Source organism: Micromonospora sp. CA-111912, assembly GCF_050948415.1.
Lineage (GTDB): Bacteria > Actinomycetota > Actinomycetes > Mycobacteriales > Micromonosporaceae > Micromonospora.
On record NZ_CP192007.1, the window covers coordinates 3,980,444 to 4,000,697 of the forward strand.

Annotated in this window: 20 protein-coding genes; 5 read left to right on the top strand and 15 right to left on the bottom strand. The window is 75.0% G+C overall.

The window, feature by feature from the left end; translation table 11 throughout:
* Nucleotides 1–16: 16 nt before the first annotated feature.
* Nucleotides 17–988 carry a zinc-binding dehydrogenase gene (locus ACQPZO_RS16460; protein ID WP_433341951.1) on the bottom strand — a complete coding sequence of 324 codons (972 nt, stop codon included), beginning with the start codon at nt 986–988 and terminating at the stop codon, nt 17–19.
* Nucleotides 989–1,295: 307 nt separating this feature from the next.
* Between ACQPZO_RS16460 and ACQPZO_RS16465 the strand changes: the two genes are divergently transcribed.
* The 3 genes from ACQPZO_RS16465 (at nt 1,296) to crcB (ending at nt 3,169) form a co-directional block, all read left to right on the top strand.
* Nucleotides 1,296–2,078: a class I SAM-dependent methyltransferase gene (locus ACQPZO_RS16465; RefSeq protein WP_433341952.1), complete on the top strand. Its 783-nt coding sequence runs from the start codon at nt 1,296–1,298 to the stop codon at nt 2,076–2,078.
* 162 nt (nt 2,079–2,240) lie between these two features.
* Nucleotides 2,241–2,810 (top strand): FluC/FEX family fluoride channel, encoded by a 570-nt coding sequence (locus ACQPZO_RS16470; protein WP_433341954.1) that lies wholly within the window; start codon nt 2,241–2,243, stop codon nt 2,808–2,810.
* A complete protein-coding gene (gene crcB, locus ACQPZO_RS16475) occupies nt 2,807–3,169 on the top strand; it encodes a fluoride efflux transporter CrcB (protein ID WP_350889277.1) in 363 nt (120 codons plus the stop codon). The genes ACQPZO_RS16470 and crcB overlap by 4 nt, the downstream gene beginning before the upstream one ends.
* A gap of 43 nt (nt 3,170–3,212) precedes the next feature.
* Here the strand turns inward: crcB and ACQPZO_RS16480 are convergent, their stop codons facing one another.
* The 6 genes from ACQPZO_RS16480 to ACQPZO_RS16505 all read right to left on the bottom strand — a co-directional run bounded on the left by ACQPZO_RS16480 (nt 3,213) and on the right by ACQPZO_RS16505 (nt 9,494).
* Nucleotides 3,213–4,463 (bottom strand): MFS transporter, encoded by a 1,251-nt coding sequence (locus tag ACQPZO_RS16480; RefSeq protein ID WP_433341956.1) that lies wholly within the window; start codon nt 4,461–4,463, stop codon nt 3,213–3,215.
* Nucleotides 4,464–4,618: 155 nt separating this feature from the next.
* A complete protein-coding gene (locus ACQPZO_RS16485; protein WP_433341958.1) occupies nt 4,619–5,740 on the bottom strand; it encodes an FUSC family protein in 1,122 nt (373 codons plus the stop codon).
* 149 nt (nt 5,741–5,889) lie between these two features.
* Nucleotides 5,890–6,318 carry an NUDIX hydrolase gene (locus ACQPZO_RS16490; protein WP_433341960.1) on the bottom strand — a complete coding sequence of 143 codons (429 nt, stop codon included), beginning with the start codon at nt 6,316–6,318 and terminating at the stop codon, nt 5,890–5,892.
* A 37-nt stretch (nt 6,319–6,355) separates the two neighbouring features.
* Nucleotides 6,356–7,201, bottom strand: a complete 846-nt coding sequence (locus ACQPZO_RS16495) for a sugar phosphate isomerase/epimerase family protein (RefSeq protein ID WP_433341962.1) — start codon at nt 7,199–7,201, stop codon at nt 6,356–6,358.
* Nucleotides 7,198–8,349: a dihydrodipicolinate synthase family protein gene (locus ACQPZO_RS16500; protein ID WP_433341964.1), complete on the bottom strand. Its 1,152-nt coding sequence runs from the start codon at nt 8,347–8,349 to the stop codon at nt 7,198–7,200. Before ACQPZO_RS16500 ends, ACQPZO_RS16495 begins: the two co-directional genes overlap by 4 nt.
* Complete coding sequence (locus tag ACQPZO_RS16505; protein ID WP_433341965.1) at nt 8,346–9,494, bottom strand: Gfo/Idh/MocA family protein; 1,149 nt, start codon at nt 9,492–9,494, stop codon at nt 8,346–8,348. The genes ACQPZO_RS16500 and ACQPZO_RS16505 overlap by 4 nt, the downstream gene beginning before the upstream one ends.
* Before the next feature lie 186 nt (nt 9,495–9,680).
* Here ACQPZO_RS16505 and ACQPZO_RS16510 point away from each other — a divergent pair, with 186 nt between their 5' ends.
* Nucleotides 9,681–10,697, top strand: coding sequence for a LacI family DNA-binding transcriptional regulator (locus ACQPZO_RS16510; protein WP_433341967.1), 1,017 nt, complete (start codon nt 9,681–9,683; stop codon nt 10,695–10,697).
* 24 nt (nt 10,698–10,721) lie between these two features.
* Here ACQPZO_RS16510 and ACQPZO_RS16515 read toward each other — a convergent pair whose 3' ends face one another.
* The 8 genes from ACQPZO_RS16515 to ACQPZO_RS16550 all read right to left on the bottom strand — a co-directional run bounded on the left by ACQPZO_RS16515 (nt 10,722) and on the right by ACQPZO_RS16550 (nt 18,632).
* Entirely contained in the window at nt 10,722–11,351 is a 630-nt protein-coding gene (locus ACQPZO_RS16515) for a bifunctional 4-hydroxy-2-oxoglutarate aldolase/2-dehydro-3-deoxy-phosphogluconate aldolase (protein ID WP_433341968.1), read from the bottom strand.
* Nucleotides 11,348–12,565, bottom strand: a complete 1,218-nt coding sequence (locus ACQPZO_RS16520; protein ID WP_433341970.1) for a sugar kinase — start codon at nt 12,563–12,565, stop codon at nt 11,348–11,350. The genes ACQPZO_RS16515 and ACQPZO_RS16520 overlap by 4 nt, the downstream gene beginning before the upstream one ends.
* Nucleotides 12,562–13,638: a PmoA family protein gene (locus tag ACQPZO_RS16525; RefSeq protein WP_433341972.1), complete on the bottom strand. Its 1,077-nt coding sequence runs from the start codon at nt 13,636–13,638 to the stop codon at nt 12,562–12,564. Before ACQPZO_RS16525 ends, ACQPZO_RS16520 begins: the two co-directional genes overlap by 4 nt.
* Nucleotides 13,635–14,246, bottom strand: a complete 612-nt coding sequence (locus ACQPZO_RS16530; RefSeq protein ID WP_433341973.1) for a hypothetical protein — start codon at nt 14,244–14,246, stop codon at nt 13,635–13,637. Before ACQPZO_RS16530 ends, ACQPZO_RS16525 begins: the two co-directional genes overlap by 4 nt.
* Before the next feature lie 4 nt (nt 14,247–14,250).
* A complete protein-coding gene (locus ACQPZO_RS16535; RefSeq protein ID WP_433351035.1) occupies nt 14,251–15,012 on the bottom strand; it encodes a carbohydrate ABC transporter permease in 762 nt (253 codons plus the stop codon).
* Nucleotides 15,013–15,131: 119 nt separating this feature from the next.
* On the bottom strand, nt 15,132–16,115 hold the full coding sequence (locus tag ACQPZO_RS16540) for a carbohydrate ABC transporter permease (RefSeq protein WP_433341975.1): 984 nt from the start codon (nt 16,113–16,115) through the stop codon (nt 15,132–15,134).
* A gap of 32 nt (nt 16,116–16,147) precedes the next feature.
* Nucleotides 16,148–17,488 (bottom strand): ABC transporter substrate-binding protein, encoded by a 1,341-nt coding sequence (locus tag ACQPZO_RS16545; protein WP_433341977.1) that lies wholly within the window; start codon nt 17,486–17,488, stop codon nt 16,148–16,150.
* A gap of 19 nt (nt 17,489–17,507) precedes the next feature.
* Nucleotides 17,508–18,632: a LacI family DNA-binding transcriptional regulator gene (locus ACQPZO_RS16550; protein WP_433341979.1), complete on the bottom strand. Its 1,125-nt coding sequence runs from the start codon at nt 18,630–18,632 to the stop codon at nt 17,508–17,510.
* A gap of 238 nt (nt 18,633–18,870) precedes the next feature.
* Between ACQPZO_RS16550 and ACQPZO_RS16555 the strand changes: the two genes are divergently transcribed.
* Nucleotides 18,871–20,199 (top strand): Gfo/Idh/MocA family protein, encoded by a 1,329-nt coding sequence (locus tag ACQPZO_RS16555; RefSeq protein WP_433341981.1) that lies wholly within the window; start codon nt 18,871–18,873, stop codon nt 20,197–20,199.
* Nucleotides 20,200–20,254 lie beyond the last annotated feature (55 nt).

Below are 20,254 nucleotides of genomic sequence, written 5' to 3' on the forward strand. Positions count from 1 at the left end.
CCCTGGTCCGTCCGGGTCAGACGGAAAGCAGCGTCTTGCCGACCGTCTCCCGGTCCTCGATGGCCCGGTGCGCGTCGGCGGCGCGGTCCAGCGGGAACGTCTGCCCCACCAACGGCACCACCCGGCCGGCCGCGACGGCGTCCAGCGCCGCCAGCAGGTGGTGCCGTCGGGCCTGCACCGTGAGGGCCCGCAGGTCCCCGATGCCGGTGACCGCCACGCCCCGGTCACGGGCCGACGCGGGGTCCGGCACGGCGAAGCCACCGGCCGGAGCGCCGTACGCGCACGTCCGGCCGCCGGGCACGACCAGGTCGAACGCGGCCCGACCGTACGCCCCGCCGGCCCCGTCGAGGAGGACGTCGACGCCGCCGAGGACGGCGCGTACCCGATCGGTCCAATCCGGGGCCGTGTAGTCCACGATCTCCTCGGCGCCGAACCGGCGCAGCGCGTCCCGCTTGGGCGCGCCGCGCGCCGCCCCGACCACCCGGGCGCCCTCGGCTCGTGCCGCCTGGAGCAGCACCGCGCCCGCTCCCCCGGCGGCGGCGGTGACCAGCACCCGCTCGCCGGCCCGGACGCCGCCGACCAGGTCGAGCACGGCGAACGCGGTGAGTCCGTCGGTCAGCAGGGCGGCGGCGTCCCGCAGCGACACCGCCGGGGGCACGGCGAAGAGGTCGTCGACCGGCACCAGGGCCCGGTCCAGGTAACCGCCCTCCGGCCCGGTCCGCGTGACCACCCGCCGGCCGACCCAGGCGGGATCGACGCCGGCACCCACCGTGGCGACCGTCCCGGCCACCCCCGAGCCGGGCCGGTACGGGGGCCGGTCCGGGAACCATTCCCCGGCCCGGCCCGCACGGATCGCCGTGTCGATCCACAGCACGTTCGCGTAGGCCGCCTCGACCACCGCCTCGCCGGGGCCCGGCGACGGGTCCGGCACCTCGGTCAGCGCCAGCACCTCCGGTCCACCGAACCGGGTCACCTCGATCACCCTCATGCCGTACCTCCGTTGGCTCGCCCTCACCGCCCAGGGTCGGAGATGAAGCGGCGTTGAGGTCAACCACCGTCGGGAGCGACGTGGGTCACGGGTTCCCGGGGTCGAGCACGCCGCCAGGAGGGGCAACCAGGCGGGACGGGCGACGGCCGGAGACGGGGGGCGACCTCCCGGGCGGGGATGGAACCACCGCCGCCCGGGACGCCCACGCCGACCATCCGGCGATCATCGCACTGCCATTATTCGGCAGTTGCCAATAGTTTGCAACAAGGTCTGGACCTACGTCGGCGACGTAACTAGCCTGACCACCATGACTCCTTACATCACCGAGGCGACCAATCCGCTCGCCGGCACGGCGGCGGCCTGGCAGGAAAGCTGGGACCGGCAGCAGGAGGCGTTCATGCCGGACCGGGAGGCACGCTTCGCCGCCATGCTCGACGCCGTCGACGCGGTCGTCGACGGGGACGCTCCCCGCCTGCTCGACCTCGCCGGGGGCACCGGCACCATCTCCCTGCGGGCGCTGGCCCGCTTCCCCCGGGCCAAGGTGACCCTGGTCGACCTCGACCCGGCGTTGCTGGCCCTGGCCGACGCGTCGCTGCGCGACCGGGCCACCGTGCTGGTCGCCGACCTGGGCCACCCCGACTGGGCCGATCGGCTGCCGCACCGCGACTACGACGCGGTGCTCACCGCCACCGCACTGCACTGGCTGCCGGCCGACCGGCTCACCGCCCTCTACGGCGAGATCCGGGACCTGCTACGTCCGGGTGGTCTCTTCGTCAACGCCGACCGGATGCCCGACGGCGCGCTGCCAGGGCTGACCGACCGGCTGACCGCCCGGGCCCGCGAGCGCCGGGCCGCCCGGTACGCCGCCGGGGCGGCCCTGTCCTGGCCCGACTGGTGGGAGCGGGCCGGCGCGGACCCGGTGCTCGGCCCGCTGGTCGCGCGGCGCCGCGAGATCTACCCGACCGGGCACAGTCCCGAGTGGAACCCGCCGGTCTCCTGGCACCTCGACACGCTGGCCACTGCCGGCTTCACCGAGGTCGGCACGCTGTGGCGGGGCGGCGCCGACGCGGCGGTGGCCGCCGTCCGCTGACCGGGCCGCCACCTGTGTCGCGGTGGCCGGGGGCGCGCCGACGGTAGGCTCGTCCCGGCGAAGACACGAGGGCGCCGCCGCCGGGCAGCCGCGAGAACGCGCGTCGACGGGTTCCCGCCGAGGGGTTCCGCCGACGGCGGACGTGCTGGTCGGGAGGGCGAGGTGACCGGAGCGGACCCGCGCCGGGTCGACCCCGACGTCGACCTGCGCGTACCCGGGGACCGGGGCGAACTGCGGGCGCACCCGGCGGCGGTGCTCGGCGTGATCGCGGCCGGGGGCGTCCTCGGCGCGCTGGCCCGCGCGGGGCTGCAGGCCGCCCTCCCGCACCGGCCCCCCGGCTTCCCGTGGGCGACGTTCGCCGTCAACGTGACCGGATGCCTGCTGATCGGGGCGCTGATGGCGATCGTCGCCGCCGGGCGGACCCGGCCGCTCACCCGGCCCTTTCTCGGCGTCGGCGTGCTGGGCGGGTTCACCACCTTCTCCACGTACGCGGTGGACGTGCGGCTGGCGGTGGCCGCCGGGGCGGCCGGCACCGCGCTGGCGTACCTGGTCGCCACCCTGGTGGGGGCGCTGGTCGCGGTGTGGCTCGGCGACGCCGCCGCCGGACGGTTCCTGCGCCGCGCGGCCCGGCCGGCAGCGGCGGGCGGCGGCCGGCCGGGCGCGGGCGGTTCCGGGGCGGCGGACGGGCCGTCCCCGGCCGGCCGGGCCGACGCGGATCGGGAGGCCCGGTGACGGTCCTGCTGATCGCCCTCGGCGCGGCCGTCGGGGCGCCGCTGCGCTACCTCACCGACCGGGCCGTGCAGTCCCGGCACCGCTCGTCGTTCCCGTGGGGCACCCTGACCGTGAACGTGCTCGGCTCCCTGCTGCTCGGAGCCCTGGTCGCCGCGCCGGTCGGGCCGGCCGTCGCCGCGCTGCTCGGCACCGGCTTCTGCGGCGCGCTGACCACCTACTCGACCTTCGGCTACGAGACGCTGCGGCTGGCCCGCGACGGGTCCCCGTGGACCGCCCTGGCCAATGCGCTGACCAGCGTGGCCGCCGGGCTGGCCGCGGCGTCGCTCGGCTACGCGGTGACCCGCGCGCTGAGCGGGTGACCCGGTCCCGGTGGCTCGTGCGGGCGACGCCGTCTGCCCGGGGTCAGCGGGTGAGCCGGGAGCCGGCCAGCGGCCGGATCACCGGGACCAGGGCCAGGGCCGGCAACAGCAGGAGGGGCACCACGATCAGTGCGCGCAGCGTGCCCACCTCGTCGCCGAGCAGGCCCAGCAGCGGCGGACCGCCGAGGAACGCGGAGTAGCCGATCACCCCGACGACGCTGACCCGGGCCGGCGCCCGGTCCTCGTCGTCCGCGGCGGCGCTCAGCCCCACCGGGAAGCCGAGCGACGCGCCGAGCCCCCACAGCGCGACCCCGGCGATCGCGACCGGCCCGGAGCCGGCCAGCACCGCGAGGGTGGCGCCGACCCCGGCGCACAGGATCGTGCCGAGCAGCACCGGCACGCGGCCCCAACGGTCGAGCGCCACCGTGCCGGCGGTACGACCGACGGTCATGCCGACCACGAAGACGCCGAAGACGGCGGCGCCGGCGGCCTCGCTCAGCCCGTAGCCGTCGACGAACGCCACCGCGAGCCAGTCGTTGGCGCTGCCCTCGGTGAACGCCATCACCAGCACCAGCAGGCCGATGAGCAGGGTGCGCGGCTCCCGCCAGGCGGCGAGCAGCGAGCCACGGCGCGCGGCGGCGTCGTCGCGGGCGGACGCGGGGTCGGCGGCGCGGGCCGCCAGGAAGGACCGGGCCCCGAGCAGCGTGCCGGCGAGCACGACCGCCGCCAGCACGATCAGGTGCACGGCGATCGGCACCCCGGCCCGGGCCGCCCCCGCGCCGAGGCCCGCGCCGGCCACCGAGCCGAGGCTCCACGCGGCGTGGAACCGGGGCAGGATGGTCCGGCCCAGCCGCCGTTCGACGGCCGTCCCCTCGATGTTCATCGCCACGTCGCAGGTGCCGGAGCCGTAGCCGAACAGGAACAGGCCGACGGCGACGCCGGGCAGGAACCCGGCGAATCCGGCGGCCATCCCGGCCACCGTCATGCCGCCCGCCACCAGCAGGACGCTGGCCGCCACCGTGCGGGCCGCGCCGAGGCGCTGGGTGACCAGCCCGGCGGTCGGCATCGCCAGCAGCGCGCCCACTGACATGGCGAGCAGCAGCAGCCCGAGCCGCCCGGCGCTGAGGTCCAGCGCCTCGCGGACCGCCGGCACCCGGGAGAACCAGGAGGCAACCGCGAGGCCGTTGAGGGCGAACACGGCCGCCACGCCGTTGCGGGCGGCCAGGACCGGGCGGGGCACGCCGGCCGGCGCGCTGCCGGGGCCGGCGGTCGGGGCGTCGGCGGTGCTGCTCACGGGGTGGTTTCCTCTCCGGGGGTACGTCGCCCGAACATTGGACACCCCGGGGCGACAGCACCGACCACCGGCCCGGCCCTTACCCGCATCCTGACCGGCGGACCGGGCGGCGGCGGGCGGTGGGGACGCGCGACCCACCCGGGCCGACGCGGGGGTCACACCGCCGGGACGCCGAGCGCCTCGTCGATCCGGCCGCGGATGGCGTCGTCGTCCGCCCCGATCCCCCGCAGCAGGTCGATGGCGGTGGTCCGCAGATGCCCGACGATCATGGCCAGCGGCAGGGTGCCGCCCGGGGTGAACAGCCGGCCGGCGCACCGGACCGCCTCCAGCGCGGCGGTCTCGGCGCGGGCGGCGTGCCCGTCGGCGGCGTCCTCCCGGCCGTCCAGGTCGGCGGCCAACGCCTCCCCGGCGGCGTGCACCGCGTCGGCCATGGACCGGATCGCGGCGCCGAGGCCGTCGGAGGCGGGGGTGGGCAGCCGGGTGAGGTTCACCCCGGCCCGGGCCAGGACCCGCACGTTGCGCACGACGGAGTCGATCTGCCCGATGGACGCGTCGACCGAGCGCAGCCGGCTGATGCTCCGGCGGCGGCGCACCCGCAGGGTCAGCGCCTCGCCGGCGGCGCGTACCCCGGCGCGCAGCCGCTGGACCGCGGCGTCCATTCCCCGGGCGCGGTCGAGGGCGGCCAGGGCGGCGGCCTCGTCGTGGGCGTCGAGCGCGTCGGCGACCTCGCCGAGCAGACCGGCGAGGTCGCCGAAGGTCCGCCGGAACTCGGCGGCCAGCGGGACGAGCGGGTGCCGGGCACCGGCGAGCTGGCTGGCGACGAGGGCCACCGTGCCGCCGATGAGCGCGTCGACGAAGCGGAACGGCACCAGCGACTCGGTGGGCGGGGAGACCACCACCACGTAGAGGGCCGAGACGGCGGCCTGCTCCACGGCGACGCTCCCCGCGCCGAACGCGACGGCCAGCACGATGGTGATCAGGATGACGATGAAGACCGTCCAGCTTTTGCCGGGGCCGAGGGCCCGCACCAGCACGTCGGCGACGAACACCCCGGCGGCGACACCGAACAGCACCTCCAGCGCCCGGCGCGTCCGGTGCCCCCGGGCCTGACCGAGGACAACCAGCGCGGCGGCCGGGGCGAAGAACGGCCGCGAGTGCCCCAGCAGCCAGCTCGCCAGCAGCCAGGACACGGTGGCCGCCAGGGTGCCCTCCGCCACCACCACCCAGTTCTGCCGCAGCCGGCCGGCCGCCTGCCGGAACCAGCCCCACCGGACCATCGCCGCCTCCTCCACCGTCGCGCCGTCGCCCGGCCCGTAGCGGCGGGCGCGGCGGCCCGGCCAGGGCCGCCGCCACCGCGGGCCTGCCCGGTGACGGCCCGCCCGATCCGGGGCGGCGCCGGCCGAACCGGGGAGGCAGCGCTGCGCCGCTACCCGCCCGCCGCCCTGCGCGCCTCGGCGTACTCGGGGGCCACGAGGAAGCGGGCCAGCACCTCGGCGGTGCCGGGCATGTAGGGCCGGCCGTCGAACAGCTCGTCGGGCGGGACGAAGACGATCGCGGCCCCCTCGCCGAGCACCACGTCCTCCTGACGGGCGCTCGTTCCGCCCCAATAGTAGTGCTTCATCCGATTTATCTCCGGCACCTGTGGGGAGCCGAAGGGGCGCAGGCCGGCGTCGGGCGTCAGCGCGGTCTCCTCCCGCAGCTCCCGCAGGGCGGTCTGGTCGACCGTCTCCCCCGGCTCCCGGTGCCCGCCCGGAAGCCCCCAGACGTTCGGGTGGCGCGGCGCGTACGCGTCGCGAAGCTGCAGCAGAATCCGTCCGGCCCGGTCGACGAGCAGCACGCTGGCGATGTCGATCACCCCGCCACCCTAGGTCCACGGACCGTGGTGACCCGACTCAGGCGACGTGGGTCAGGTGGGCCGTGATCGCTGCGGCGAGGATGTCCGGGCCGGGCCGGGACCACAGGTCGGCGTGGAAGACCTCCACCTCGATCGCGCCCCGGTAGCCGGCGGCGTCGACGGCGTCCCGGAACCGGCGCAGGTCGATGCAGCCCTCCCCCGGCAGCGCCCGCCCGAGCAGCACGCCCTCGGGCAGCGGGGTGACCCAGTCCGCCACCTGAAAGGCGGCGATCCGGTCCCCGGCGCGGTCGATCTGCCGGTACACGGTGTCGTCCCACCACAGGTGGTACGTGTCGACGACCACCCCCACGGCGCCCGGGTCGAACCGTTCGGCGATGTCGAGGGCCTGGCCCAGGGTGGCGATGACGCACCGGTCCGCGCAGAACATCGGGTGCAGCGGCTCGATGGCCAGCCGCACCCCGGCCGCGGCGGCGTGCGGGGCCAGCTCGCCGATGGCGTCGGCGACCCGCTCCCGGGCCCCGTCGACGTCCCGGCTACCGGCCGGCAGCCCGCCGGAGACGAGCACCAGCTCGGCGGTGCCGAGGGTGGCGGCCTCCTCGATCGCCCGCAGGTTCTCGGCACGCCAGTCGTCGGCGGTGAAGAACCCGCCCCGGCACAGGGAGGTGATCCTCAGCCCGGCGTCGCGGACCAGCCGGGCGGCCCTGGCCAGCCCGTACTGCCGCACCGGCTCCCGCCACAGCCCGACGGCCGGGACCCCGGCGGCCACGCAGCCGGCGACCAGCTCCGCCAGCCCCCAGCCGGTGGCGGTGGCCTGGTTGAACGAGAACCGGGCCAGCCGGCCTCCGGCGGGGGCGGTCACCGCCGGCTCGTCGACGGCGGTCACTGGGCCACCCCGGCGACGGTGAGGTAGGCCCGGGCGCGGGTGCCGGCCAGCTCCGCGTCGGGCAGCAGCCCGGCGGCGTCGGCGAGGGTGAGCAGCCGGGCCAGGTGGGCCGGCGACCGGCCGGCCTGCTGGCCGCCGACCATGGTGAAGTGGTCCTGGTGGCCGGTCAGCCAGGCCAGAAAGACGATGCCGGTCTTGTAGTGCCAGGTCGGCGCCGCGAACAGGTGCCGGGCCAGCGGCACCGTGGGGGCGAGGATCCCGTCGTACGCGGCCAGGTCGCCCCGGTCGAGGGCGGCCAGCGCGGCGGCGGCGGCCGGGGCGATCGCGGCGAACACGCCGAGCAGGGCGTCGGAGTGGCCAGCCGCGTCGCCACGGATCAGCTCCGGGTAGTGGAAGTCGTCGCCGGTGTAGAGGCGCACCCCGGCGGGCAGTCGGCGGCGCAGGGCCACCTCCCGGTCGGCGTCGAGCAGCGACACCTTGATCCCGTCCACCTTCTCGGCATGGTCTTTGATCAGGTCCAGCACCGCGTCGGCGGCGAGGTCCAGGTCGGCCGAGCCCCAGTAGCCGGTCAGCGCCGGGTCGAACATGTCGCCGAGCCAGTGCAGCACCACCGGCCGGTCGGTGGTGGCCAGCAGGTGGGCGTACACCCGCTGGTAGTCCTCCGGGCCGCGGGCGGCGGCGGCCAGGTGCCGGCTGCACATCAGCACCGGCCGGGCGCCGGCGGCCAGGACCTCGGTGAGCTGCTCGGTGTACGCGTCGCGAATCCGCTCGATGCTCGCCGGGCCGACGGGGAGCTGGTCGGTGGCGACCCCGGCGACGATCCGCCCGCCGGACGCGTGGGCCTCGGCGGCGCTACGTCGGATCAGCTCCCGGGTGGCCGGGTAGTCCAGCCCCATGCCGCGCTGCGCGGTGTCCATCGCCTCGGCCACGCCGAGCCCGTACGACCACAGGTGGTGACGGAAGGCCAGGGTGCGCTCCCAGTCGACGGCGGCCGGGGCGCCGGGGACGTTCTCGGCGCGCGGGTCGGCGACCACGTGCGCGGCGGCGTACGCGGTCCGGGAGGTGGCCGGGGCGTCGGGGCGGGCGAAGCCGCCGGCGCCGGAGAGCCGGTGCCGGGTGCCGTCGGGGAGGGTGACCTCGGTCCTCAACGGCTCAGCTCCGGGATCTCGACGCGGCAGTGCTCGCGGGCGGAGCGCAGGCCCAGCTCGGCGAGCTGCACGCCGCGGGCGCCGGCCAGGAAGTCCCACGGGAACGGTTCGCCGGCCACCACGTGCCGCAGGAACGCCTCCCACTGCACCTTGAACCCGTTGTCGAACTCGTCGTTGTCCGGCACCTCGGTCCACTGCGAGCGGAAGTCCTCGCCGGAGGGCAGGTCCGGGTTCCAGACCGGCTTCGGGGTGACCGACCGGTGCTGGACGCGGCAGTTGCGCAGCCCGGCGACCGCGCTGCCCTCGGTGCCGTCCACCTGGAACTCGACCAGCTCGTCCCGGTTGACCCGGACGGTCCAGGAGGAGTTGAGCTGGGCGATGATCCCGCCGTCGAGCTCGAAGATGCCGTACGCGGCGTCGTCGGCGGTGGCCGGGTAGGGCCGCCCGGCCTCGTCGACGCGGCGCGGGATGTGCGTGGCGGTGACGCAGGAGACCGCGCGGACCGGGGCGAACAGCTCCTCCAGCACGTAGTGCCAGTGCGGGAACATGTCCATCACGATCCCGCCGCCGTCCTCGGCTCGGTAGTTCCAGGACGGGCGCTGGGTGGGCTGCCAGTCGCCCTCGAAGACCCAGTAACCGAACTCGCCCCGCACGGAGAGGATGCGGCCGAAGAAGCCGCCGTCGATCAGCCGCTTGAGCTTGCGCAGGCCGGGCAGGAAGAGCTTGTCCTGTACGACGCCGGTGCGCACGTTCGCGGCCTCGGCGGCCCGGGCCAGTTCCACGGCGGCGGCGCTGTCCTCCGCGAGGGGCTTCTCGGTGTAGACGTGCCTGCCGGCGTCGATCGCCTGGCGGACGGCCTTCTCCCGCTGCTGGGTGAGCTGGGCGTCGAAGTAGATCTCGATGTCGTCGCGGGCGAGCGCGGCGGTCAGGTCGGTGGTCCAGTCGGTCAGCCCGTGCCGCTCGGCGATGTCGCGCAGCCGGTTCTCGTTGCGTCCGACGAGGACCAGCTCGGGCCAGATCCGGGTGCCGTCCGCCAGTGGCACCCCGCCCTGCTCCCGGATGGCGAGCAGCGAACGGACGAGGTGCTGGCGGTAGCCCATCCGGCCGGTGACGCCGTTGACGATGATGCCGATCGGCCTGCGCATGTTCTTCCCTCTCCTCGGGCCGGCGCCCGCGCGGCGGGCAGGGATCACCAACACGCCGGGCAAGCGCTTTCCTGGGAGCGTAGGGGCGGGGCCCCTCGCGGGGCAAGGGCTTTCCGACGCCACTGCGGTAACCTGTCCGCGACCGGCGGGGCGGGACCGCTCGGGAGGACCACCAGGGGGCGGCGGATGGCGACGCTGGCCGATGTCGCACGACAGGCGGGGGTCTCCCCCGCGACGGCGTCGCGAGTGATCAACGGCAGCAGCAAGCCGGTCGCCGAGGAGCTGCGCGTACGCGTGCTGCGCGCCGTCGCCGACCTGCGGTACGTGCCGAACGCGCACGCCCAGTTGCTGGCCCGGCCGCAGCGCAGCGTGGTCGGTGTCGTCGTGCACGACGTCTCGGACCCGTACTTCGCCGAGGTGACCCGGGGACTGCAACGGGTGGCCATCGAGCGGGGCCGGCTGCTGATCATCTGCAACAGCTACCGCGACCCGGTCCGCGAGCTGGAGTACGTCGAGCTGCTGCGCGGCCAGCAGGTCGCCGCCATCGTGCTGGCCGGCTCCGGCTACCACGACGCCGCGTTCACCACCCTGCTCAACGAGAAGCTGGCCGCGTACGAGGCGACGGGCGGTCGGGTCGCGGTGATCGGCCGGCACGACCACTTCGGCGACGCGGTGATGCCGGCCAACGACGCCGGCGGCGAGCTGATCGGCCGGGAGCTGCTGCGCCTCGGGCACCGGGAGATCGGGGTGGTCGCCGGCCCCCGGATCCTGACCACCATCACCGACCGGCTCACCGGGCTGCGCCGGGCGCTCGCCGGGGAGGGCGTGGAGCTGCCCGAGGAGCGGATCCGCTACGCCGACTTCGACCGCGACGGTGGTGCCCGGGCCACGGCCGACCTGCTGGACGCGACCCCCGGCCTCACCGCGCTGGTGGCGCTCAACGACTCGATGGCCGTCGGCGCGCTCGCCCTGCTGCGCTCGCGCGGCGTCCGGGTGCCCCGGGACGTCTCCGTCCTCGGCTTCGACGACATGCCGATCGCCGGCGACGTCACCCCGGCGCTGACCACGGTGCGGCTGCCCCTGGTCGAGCTGGGCGTCCGGGCGATGACCCTAGCCCTCGACCCGGCCAGCGGCCGGCCCCGCGTCGAGACGCTGCCGGCGGAACTGGTCCGCCGGGGCAGCACCGGCCCCGCCCCCGACTGAGCCCCGCCCCCGCCCGAGCCCGGGTCAGCCGGGGCGGACGGCGGCCTCCCGGCCGCCCCGGGCCAGCTCGGCGAGGCGGTCGATCTGGGCGGGGTCGGACAGCGCGGACCCGACGGCCACCACCCTGACCCCGGCGGCCAGGAAGCCGGCCGCGTTGCCCGCGTCGATCCCGCCGGTGGCGACGAAACGCAGCTCGGGCAGGGGCCCGGCGACCGCCTTGAACCACTGGGGCCCGAGGCTGACCGCCGGGAACGCCTTGAGCCAGAACAGCCCGTGGTCGCGGGCCCGCTGGGCCTCGGTCGGGGTGGCCACCCCCGGCAGGTGGGGAATCCCGTGGTTGAGCGCGGCGTCGGCCACCGCGAGGTCGAGCCCGGGCGCGACGGTGAACGCGGCCCCCGCACCGGCCGCCTGCCGCACCTGCGCCGGGTCGAACACGGTGCCCGCGCCGACAATCCGGTCCCGGTCCCGGCCGGCCTCCACGGCGACGCGCAGCGCCTCCATCGCCTCGGGGGTGCGCACCGGCACCTCCACCACGTCGATGCCGAGGTCCCAGGCCCGGTTCGCGAGCCGGACCGTCTCCTGCGGCGGCAGGTCACGCAGGATCACCATGACCCGCGCCCCGTCGAAGATCGGGCCGAAGTCGTGCGCCGTCACCGGCCGCTCCTTCCGTTCTCGGGGCCGGCCCCGCCGGCCCCCACGATTGCCGAGCCGGCGACGCCGGCCTCCGCTGTTCCGGAGCCGGCCGCGCCGGCCCCCACGACTACCGCGCCGGCCGCCCCGGCCCCCGGGGTTCCGGAGCCGGCCGCGCCGGCCCCCACGACTACCGAGCCGGCCGTCCCGGCTCCGGCGCCGAGACGCCCGGCCGCATTCCCGCCGTCGACAGGGGCTTCGTCGACGAGGCCCGCCGCGAACAGGTCGAGCGCCGCCCATCGGTCGGGGGGCAGCGCGACGGCGGCGTCGAGGTCCCGCCGATCCGGCGGCGGGGCGCAGTCCCCGGGCACCGCGAGGGCCCGGACCGCGACGAGGTGGCCGCAGCGCAGCGCGGCGGTCGGGCCGAGCCCGCGCAGCAGGGCGGAGAGGTAGCCGGCGGCGAACGCGTCCCCGGCGCCGACCGGCTCGACCACCGGCGCCCGCAGCGCCGGCACGAACACCCCCGGCCCGGTACGCGGCAGCGCAGTGGCGCCCACGGAGCCGTCCTTGACCACCACCACCTTCGGGTGGGGCAGCAGGCGGCGCACGGCCTGCGGATCGGCGCTCCCCCACAGCAGCTCGGCCTCGTCGAGGCCGACGAGCACCACGTCGGCCCGGTCGGCGAGGTCGCGCAGCACGTCGGCGGCCCGGTCGGCCGGCCAGAGCCCGGGCCGGTGGTTGACGTCGAAGCTGACCAGCGCGTCGCCGAGCGGCCGGCCGTCGACCGCGTGGGTGACCAGCGCCCGGCAGGACTCCGACAGCGCCGGGGTCACCCCGGACAGGTGCAGCAGCCGCGCGCCGGCCAGCCGGGGGTCGTCCAGCGCCTCCGGGCCAAGCCGGGACGCGGCCGAGCCGGCCCGGTAGTAGTGCACGCCGGTTGCCTGCGGCCGGGGATCCTTGAAGTAGACGCCGGTCGGGGCGTCCGGGTCGACGGCGACCAGGTCGACGTCGACGCCCGCGTCGGCGACCTCGCGGGCCACCATCCGGCCGAACGGGTCGTCACCGACCCGGCTCACCCAGGCGACGCGGTGGCCGAGGCCGGCCAGGCCTGCAGCCACGTTGGACTCCGCCCCACCGACGCCGAGCCGGACCCGGTCGGCGCGTTCCAGCGGCGTCGCGTCGACCGGCGACAGCACCACCATCGTCTCGCCGACGGTGACCGCCTCCGGGCCGGTCATGCCCGCCCCGCCGACTCGCCCGGGTCCACCGGCTCGCCCCGTCCCGCAGGCTCGCCCGGGGCCACCAGCTCGCCCAGGGCCACCGGGGCCGCCGCGCCCGCGGCGGCGGCGAGGGCGGCGGTCGCGTCGCGGTCGAGGATCCCGTCCGCGACGGTGACGGTGTGCCGGCCGTGCCGGCTGGTCCCGGCCGGGACCACGGCCGGGGACTCGAAGGCGAAGGCCACACAGACCCCCGGGTACATCGCCGTCCGGACGAACCACCGGTCGCCCGGCCCGAGCCCGGTGAAGACCAGGGTGTACGCGCCGCCCCCCGGCCCGGTGCCGGCCAGCGCCACCCACGGCGCGTCGGAGCCGTTGACGGACTCCTCACCGTCGGCCCACTCGGTGAAGGTGCGGGGCGGCTCGGTGGCGACGGCCCGCCAGAAGAACCCGCCGTACCCGGCGCCGCCGGGGCGGCCGTTGGTGGCCGGGCTGCCGAGGGGGACGTCCCGGTCGGCGGGGGCGCTCAGCGCGTACCGCAGGTCCAGCCGCCACGCCCCGGGGGCGTCGGGCACGGGCGCGGCGGCGAGCCGGCGGTGCTCGGTGAGCAGCACCCCGCCGGCCGGGTCGCGCCACTGGAGGCGGTGTTCCAGCCGGTCGTCGGCCCGCTCGGTCCAGCCGGTGTGGACGATCCGACCGTGGTCGTCCCGCCAGGTGTAGCCGATGTCGCGTACGTAGGTGCGCCCGCCCCACAGGTTGGTGCCGGCGACGTCCTGCACGGCCAGGGACGCGCCGAGGTGCCACACGTGGTCCTCCGGCAGCGCGTCGGTGACGACCGTGCCGGCGAGGGTGCGCACCGGGTGCAGGTAGGGCCGGGGGCCGTGCCTGGCGTCGAGGTCCGGGGCGAGGACGTACCGGGCCACCTCGACGCCGCCGACCAGCAGTCGGGGATCGTCGCCGGAGTCGTCGGTCCGGCGGCCGGGCTCATCAGCGGGGTCGGCCCGGGTGCGGGGGTCGGCCCCGTCGGCCCCGGTGCGGGGGTCGGGTTGGGGGCTGGCCCCGTCGGCCCGGGTGCGGGGGGCGTGGTCGGTCACGACGGCTCCACGGCTACGGCCGGGCGGCGGCGGGCGACCGCGTGCAGCGCGGCCAGGGCGTACCCGGCGAGGATCGGCAGCGCGACCGGGATGACCAGCACGGCAAGGACGCCGGCCAGGCAGCACACCCCGCTGGCCGCCGCCCAGCCGGCCGGGCGGGCGACGCAGGAGCGGGCGGCGGTGCGGGCCGCGGCCCGCCAGCCCTGCCCGCCGGCCCGCCCGACCTCGACGACGACCAGCCCGGCGTACCCGGACAGGGCCGCCGCGACCACGCCGGTGACCAGCAGGGCGGGCGCCCCGCCGGGGACCCGGCCGGTGGCCAGCGCGGCCAGGTCGGCCCCGAGCAGGACCGCGCCGGCCAGCCCGGCCAGGGTCACCGGCACGCCGGCCGGCAGCGCCCGGACGTACCGGCGCAGCGTGGTCCGCAGGCTCGGCCAGCCGCCGTCGGTCACCCGGTCGTGCACGGCGGCGCTGGCGGCGGCGAGCGCGGCGCCGGCGGTCAGCACCGGCAGCGCGCCCGCCACCAGCAGGAACCCGACCAGCGCCAGGTCGGCGGCGTCGGCGACCACGTCCCGCCAGTCCCGGCGGGCCGTTCTCTCCCGCGTCACGGCGTCACCCCTTGATTCCGCTGGTGTTGATGCCCTCGACGAGCATCCGCTGGAAGGCGAGGAAGAACAGGAACACCGGCAGCAGGGACAGCACCGACATGGCGAACATCGGGCCGACCGCGCTCTGGCTGGTCGAGTCGATGAACAGGGTCAGCGCCACCGGCACGGTGTAGTCCTCCAGGCTGGACAGGAAGACGAGCTGCCGGAAGAAGTCGTTCCAGGTCCAGATGAACGAGAAGATCGCGGTGGTGACCAGCGCGGGTCGGCTCAGCGGCAGGATGATGTGCCGGAAGATGCCGAACGCGCTGGCCCCGTCGATCTTCGCCGCCTCGTCCAGCTCGCGCGGGATGCCCCGCATGAACTGCACCATCAGGAAGACGAAGAACGCCTCGGTCGCCAGGAACTGCGGGATCAGCAGCGGCAGGTAGGGCCACTCGCCGCCGACCAGCCCGAGCGTGCGGAACAGGATGTACTGCGGCACGATCAGCACGTGCCCGGGCAGCAGCAGGGTGCCGATCATGACGGCGAACCACATCCCGCGCAGCCGGAACCTCAGCCGGGCGAAGGCGTACGCGGCGAGCAGGCAGGAGACCGCGTTGCCGACCACGGTCAGCAGGCTGACCATGGCGCTGTTGAGGAAGAACCGGCCGAAGTTGAGGTCGAAGTTGGCCCACCCGTCGGCGTAGTTGCCCGGGGTGAACTCCCTCGGCAGCAGGCCGGTGTTGCTGACGATCTCCTCCTGGCCCTTGACCGAGGTGCCGATCATCCAGAACAGCGGGTAGAGCACGACCACCACGATCGCGATCAGGACGACCAGGCGCACGGCCTGCCCACCGCCGGAACGCGGGCGGCGCGGCCGGGTCGCCACCGGGCTTGCGGTCGCCGTCACCGGTCCTCCCCGTCGGAGTAGTGCACCCAGAACCGTCCGGTGCTGAAGAAGACGGCCGTGATGAGGCCGATGGCGAGCAGGAAGACCCAGGCCATCGCCGAGGCGTAGCCCATCTCCAGCTCGGTGAAGCCCTTGATGTAGAGGTTCAGCGTGTACATGAGGGTGGAGTCGACCGGGCCGCCGGTGCCGTTGCTGAGCACGAAGGCCGCAGTGAAGCCCTGGAAGCCGTTGATGGTCTCCAGCACCAGGTTGAAGAAGATGACCGGGGAGAGCATCGGCAGGGTGACGGCGCGGAACTGCCGCCACTTGCCGGCCCCGTCGACCGAGGCCGCCTCGTACAGCTCCGTCGGCACCTGCTTGAGCCCGGCCAGGAAGATCACCATCGGGGCGCCGAACTGCCAGATGGCGAGCACCATCAGGGTCTCCAGTGCCCAGTCCGGGTCGTTGACCCAGGGCTTGCCCTCGATGCCGAACAGGGCCAGCACCGAGTTGAACGCGCCGTCGCGGTTGAACATGTTCACCCAGACGATGGCCAGGGCGACGCTGCCGCCGAGCAGCGACGGCAGGTAGAACAGGCTGCGGAACAGCCCGACCCCGCGCCATGCCCGGTTGAGCAGCAGCGCCACCCCCAGCGCGGCGGCCAGCTTCAGCGGCACCGCCACCAGGGCGAAGGTCAGCGTCACGCGGACCGCGTGCCAGTACGAGGGGTCGTTGGTGAACATCCGCTCGTAGTTGGCGAACCCCACCCACTCGACCTCCGACCAGGGGGTGAGGATGTCGTAGTCGGTGAAGCTCAGGTAGAGCGACAGGAGCATGGGAATCGCCGTGATGGCCATCAGTCCGATGAGCCAGGGCGAGAGGAAGACGTACCCCGCCAGACCTTCGCTGTGCCGGATCCGCCCGGCCGCGCCCCGGGAGGCGTGGGCGCGGGCGGATCCGGTGCCGCGTCGGGTCGGGTCGGGCGCCGTGGTCAGTGCCACGAGCCGGCTCCTTTCCGAACGTGTGCGGCGGCTCAGCCGATGGCGGACGTGCAGGCGGCGAGGAACTGGGCCGCCGCCTCGGCCGGGGTGGCCCGGCCGTACTGGGCGTTCTCCGCCGCCTTGATCAGTTCTGCGCGGACCTTGCTGTGGCCCTTGATCGGCACCTGCGGCGACTCGCCGAACTTCTGGGCCAGCTCGGCCTCCACCGCGATGGACTGCTTCATCGCCGGGTCGGTGGTGCCCTCGCTGACGAGCCGGCGCAGGTCCTGGTTCGACGGCAGGCCCCGGTCGGTGCCGAGGAGCTTGACCGCCTCCTGGTCGTTGGCCAGGAAGTTCAGCACATCGACCGCGATGTCCCTGTGCTTGCTGCCCTTGAACACGGACCAGTACATCGAGGCGCGGGCCCACTGGGCGCTCGGGTCACCCGGGTACGCGACGACACCCAACTCGTCCTTGGTGTTCTTCTTCAGCTCCGGCATCTGGTTGACCCACACCCAGGACGTGCCGGCCTTGCCGGTTACCACGAGCTGCTTGGTGATGTCGGTGGCGTTGCCCTCGTGGATCACGTCCGGCGTCGGGGTCGCGCCCCGGTCCCGGGCGCCCTTCCACAGCTCGAACCACTTGGTGACGTCCTCGGCGGTGAAGCCGAGTTCCTTGCCCTCGTACAGGTCCTTGCCCTGCTGGCGCAGCCAGACCCAGAACGCCTTGTAATCGGCGCTCGGGTCCTGGGTGCCGGGGACCTTGGTCTTCTTCGCAGCCTGCTCGGCCCAGGCGATGTGCTCCTCCCAGGTCATGCCGGTGGTCGGCTCCGGGAGGCCGTTCCTGGTCAGCAGCGTCTTGTTGTAGACCAGCCCCTGGGTGTTCTCCCCGGCGGCCAGCCCGGCGAGCTTGCCGTCGACCACGCCGTACTGCCACAGGCTCTTGGGGAACTTCGACACGTCGAGCTTGCCTGAGTCGGAGTAGCTGGTCAGGTCGAGCGTGGTGTTGCGGGACGCGTACTCGGCGAGGTAGTTGTCGTCGATCTGGAAGATGTCCGGCGGGTTGCCGCCGGCGGTGAGGGTGGCCAGCTTGTCGAAGTAGCCCTGGTTGGCCTGCCAGGTCGTCTCGAACGTGACGTTCGGGTGCTTCCTGGTGTAGAGGGCGAGGGCGTCCGCGGTCAGCTTCCCCCGGGCCTCGCCGCCCCACCAGAAGATGGAGAGCTTGACGGGGGCGTTGGGGTCATCGCTGGCCTCGTCGTCGCCGCAGGCGGCGGCGCCCAGGACCAGCGGCGCGGCGACCACGAGGGCGACGAGCCCGCGCAGCAGCCGACGGCGGGGGGTACGGTGGGAACGCCCGGCGGGTGCGCCGGCGGTGGGGGGCGTGGCGGGGTGCATGTGCGCTCACTCCTTGGCATTAGGAGGCGACGGCGCCACCGGTGGCCGCAGTCGGGCGGCCCGGGTCCGCAAGGCGATGCGGGCCCGGGCCGACACGTTCGGCACCGGGGCCACCGGACGACGGAACTTCTCCGGTGGAGTCGCGGATGACCAGCTCGGTCTGGAGCATTACCTGTGCGGTGGTGCGACGGGCGTCGGCTGCCGTGCCCCGACCGGCGCCCCGCGGTCCCCGCGGCGCGTCGGTGTCCTGTTGCAGCAGCATGTCGACGGCCGTCCGGCCGGCGGCCGCGGTAGGCGTGGCCACCGTCGTCAACTTGGGCCGGGTGAGCCGGCTCAGGGCGATGTCGTCGATACCGACGACGCTGACGTCCTGCGGCACCCGGACCCCGAGGGCGTCGAGCCCCTCGATCAGCCCGATCGCCATCAGGTCGTTGTAGGCGAGCACGGCGGTGACGCCGGCGCGCTGGACCTGTTCGGCCAGCGCGCCGCCGCCGTGCACGGTGGGCGGGTTGGGCCCGAGAACGGTCAGTTCCGCGCCGCCGGTCCGCGCCGCTGCGGCGGCCGAGCGGCGGATCTCCCGGTTGGTCCACGAGCCGCGCGGCCCACCGAGCAGGGCGATCTCGGTGTGGCCGAGGCCGACCAGGTGCTCGATCGCGGAGCGGGCCCCCTGCCCGACGTCCATCATCACGCAGGGCAGGCCGGTCACCTGCCGGTTTATCACCACCAGCGGGACCTCGCGGCTGAGCTGTTCGATGAGGCTGTTGCTCATCCGGGGGCTGCACAGCAACACCCCGTCGACCTGCTTGGCCAGCGCGTGGACCAGTTCCTCCTCGACCACCGGGTCCTCGTTGGTGTCGGCGACGAAGATGTGGTAATCGCGGTGCCGGGCCTGCCCCTCCGCCGCCTTGATCAGCGGCGGGAAGAACGGGTTGGCGATGTCGGCGATGATCAGGCCGATGTTGTGGGTGCGGCCGGTGATCAAGGCCCGCGCGGCGCGGTTGGGCCGGTAGCCCAGGTCCTCCGCGCAGGCCAGCACCCGGCCCCGGGTCTCCGGGTTGACCAGGTGCGGTGCGGAGAACGTGCGGGAGACCGTGGAGATGTGCACGCCCGAGGCCCTCGCGACGTCCCTGATGGTGACTGGCACGGCGGCCCCTTCGTCCAGTGTGGTTGCGGTCACGTGGGTGCCGACAATTAATGCAAACGGTTGCTCCACTGTCAACGCTCGAAGGTTACGACCAGGTTTCGAGGGGTCACCCCCCACGCTCCGATAAGCCCACGAAGACGGGCAAAACGAACTGATTTTGGCTACGTCGTTGACTCATCGCGATCGATCGTGGTTTCTTCACTGCAAACCTTTGCAGTCTCACCCGGGAGGCGACGCGATGTCTTCGAGATCCGGTGAACGGACCCGTCACGCGGTGGTCGGCACCGGCGCCCGGGCCGAGATGTTCGTCCGGGCGCTGGTCCGGGACCACCCCGACACCGCCGAGCTGGTCGCGTTCGCCGACGTCAACCAGTCCCGGATGGACGCGCACAACCGCTGGCTGGCCGAGCTGGGCCACCGGGGGGTGCCGACGTACCGGGCCGACGAGTTCGCCGCGATGCTGGCCAAGGAGCGCGTCGACACCGTGCTGGTCACCACGGTCGACGCCACCCACGACGAGTACATCGTGGCCGCCCTGCGCGCCGGCTGCGACGTGGTGTCGGAGAAGCCGATGACCGTCGACGCGCCGCGCTGCCGGCGGATCCTGGACGCGGTCGCCGAGACCGGCCGGCAGGTCACCGTCGCCTTCAACTACCGCTACAACCCGCTGCACGAGCAGTTGCGCCGGCTGCTGGCCGACGGGGCGGTGGGCGAGATCGGGTCGGTGCACTTCGAGTGGCTGCTCGACGTGCGGCACGGCGCCGACTACTTCCGGCGTTGGCACCGGGACAAGGCCAACTCCGGCGGGCTGATGGTGCACAAGGCGAGCCACCACTTCGACCTGGTCAACTGGTGGCTCGACGCCACCCCGGTCGAGGTCTACGCCGCCGGCCGGCTGTTCTTCTACGGCGACGCCGGCCGCCGGCACGGCTACGCCCGGGACTACGACCGGGCACACGGCGCCCCGGACACCACCGGCGACCCGTTCGCCCTGCGGATGGCCGAGCATCCCCGGCTGCGCGAGCTCTACCTCGACGCCGAGGCCGAGGACGGCTACCACCGCGACCAGAACGTGTTCGCCCCCGGCGTCACCATCGAGGACGACATGGCGGTGCTGGCCCGCTACTCCTCTGGCGTGACCATGACGTACCACCTCACCGCCTACGCCCCCTGGGAGGGCTACCGGGTGATGGTCAACGGCAGCCGGGGCCGCGTCGAGTTGGAGGTCGTGGAGAGCGACTTCGTCAGCCCCGGGGCCGCCGGGGCGCTCAAGGGCGCGGCGCTGCACGGCGACGAGGCCGCCGCCGAGGGCGGCTCGGCCACCCTCACCCTGCGCCCGTTCTGGTCGCCGCCCCGGCAGATCGAGGTCGAGGGGTACACCCGGCAGGGCCACGGCGGCGCGGACGCCCGGATGACGAAGGTCCTCTTCGGCGGCGCGACGGACCCGCTGCACCGGGCCGCCGGCGCCCGCGACGGGGCCCTTGCCCTGCTCACCGGCCTGGCCGCCAACCGGTCCTTCGAGACCGGGCAGGCCGTCCGGGTCGCCGACCTGCTCACCCTGCCCTGACCGACCGCGCCCGGAGCGCGCCGCCGCGGCCACCCCACCGGCCCCGGCCGGCCCC

What these genes read in the sequence shown, in the direction of transcription:
- ACQPZO_RS16555 (WP_433341981.1), top strand. Translation starts at nt 18,871, where the DNA reads ATGTCTTCGAGATCCGGTGAACGGACCCGTCACGCGGTGGTCGGCACC.
- ACQPZO_RS16510 (WP_433341967.1), top strand. Translation starts at nt 9,681, where the DNA reads ATGGCGACGCTGGCCGATGTCGCACGACAGGCGGGGGTCTCCCCCGCG.
- ACQPZO_RS16485 (WP_433341958.1), bottom strand. Translation starts at nt 5,740, where the DNA reads ATGGTCCGGTGGGGCTGGTTCCGGCAGGCGGCCGGCCGGCTGCGGCAG.
- ACQPZO_RS16460 (WP_433341951.1), bottom strand. Translation starts at nt 988, where the DNA reads ATGAGGGTGATCGAGGTGACCCGGTTCGGTGGACCGGAGGTGCTGGCG.
- ACQPZO_RS16545 (WP_433341977.1), bottom strand. Translation starts at nt 17,488, where the DNA reads ATGCACCCCGCCACGCCCCCCACCGCCGGCGCACCCGCCGGGCGTTCC.
- ACQPZO_RS16520 (WP_433341970.1), bottom strand. Translation starts at nt 12,565, where the DNA reads ATGACCGGCCCGGAGGCGGTCACCGTCGGCGAGACGATGGTGGTGCTG.
- ACQPZO_RS16465 (WP_433341952.1), top strand. Translation starts at nt 1,296, where the DNA reads ATGACTCCTTACATCACCGAGGCGACCAATCCGCTCGCCGGCACGGCG.
- ACQPZO_RS16535 (WP_433351035.1), bottom strand. Translation starts at nt 15,012, where the DNA reads ATGATCGGCACCTCGGTCAAGGGCCAGGAGGAGATCGTCAGCAACACC.
- ACQPZO_RS16505 (WP_433341965.1), bottom strand. Translation starts at nt 9,494, where the DNA reads ATGCGCAGGCCGATCGGCATCATCGTCAACGGCGTCACCGGCCGGATG.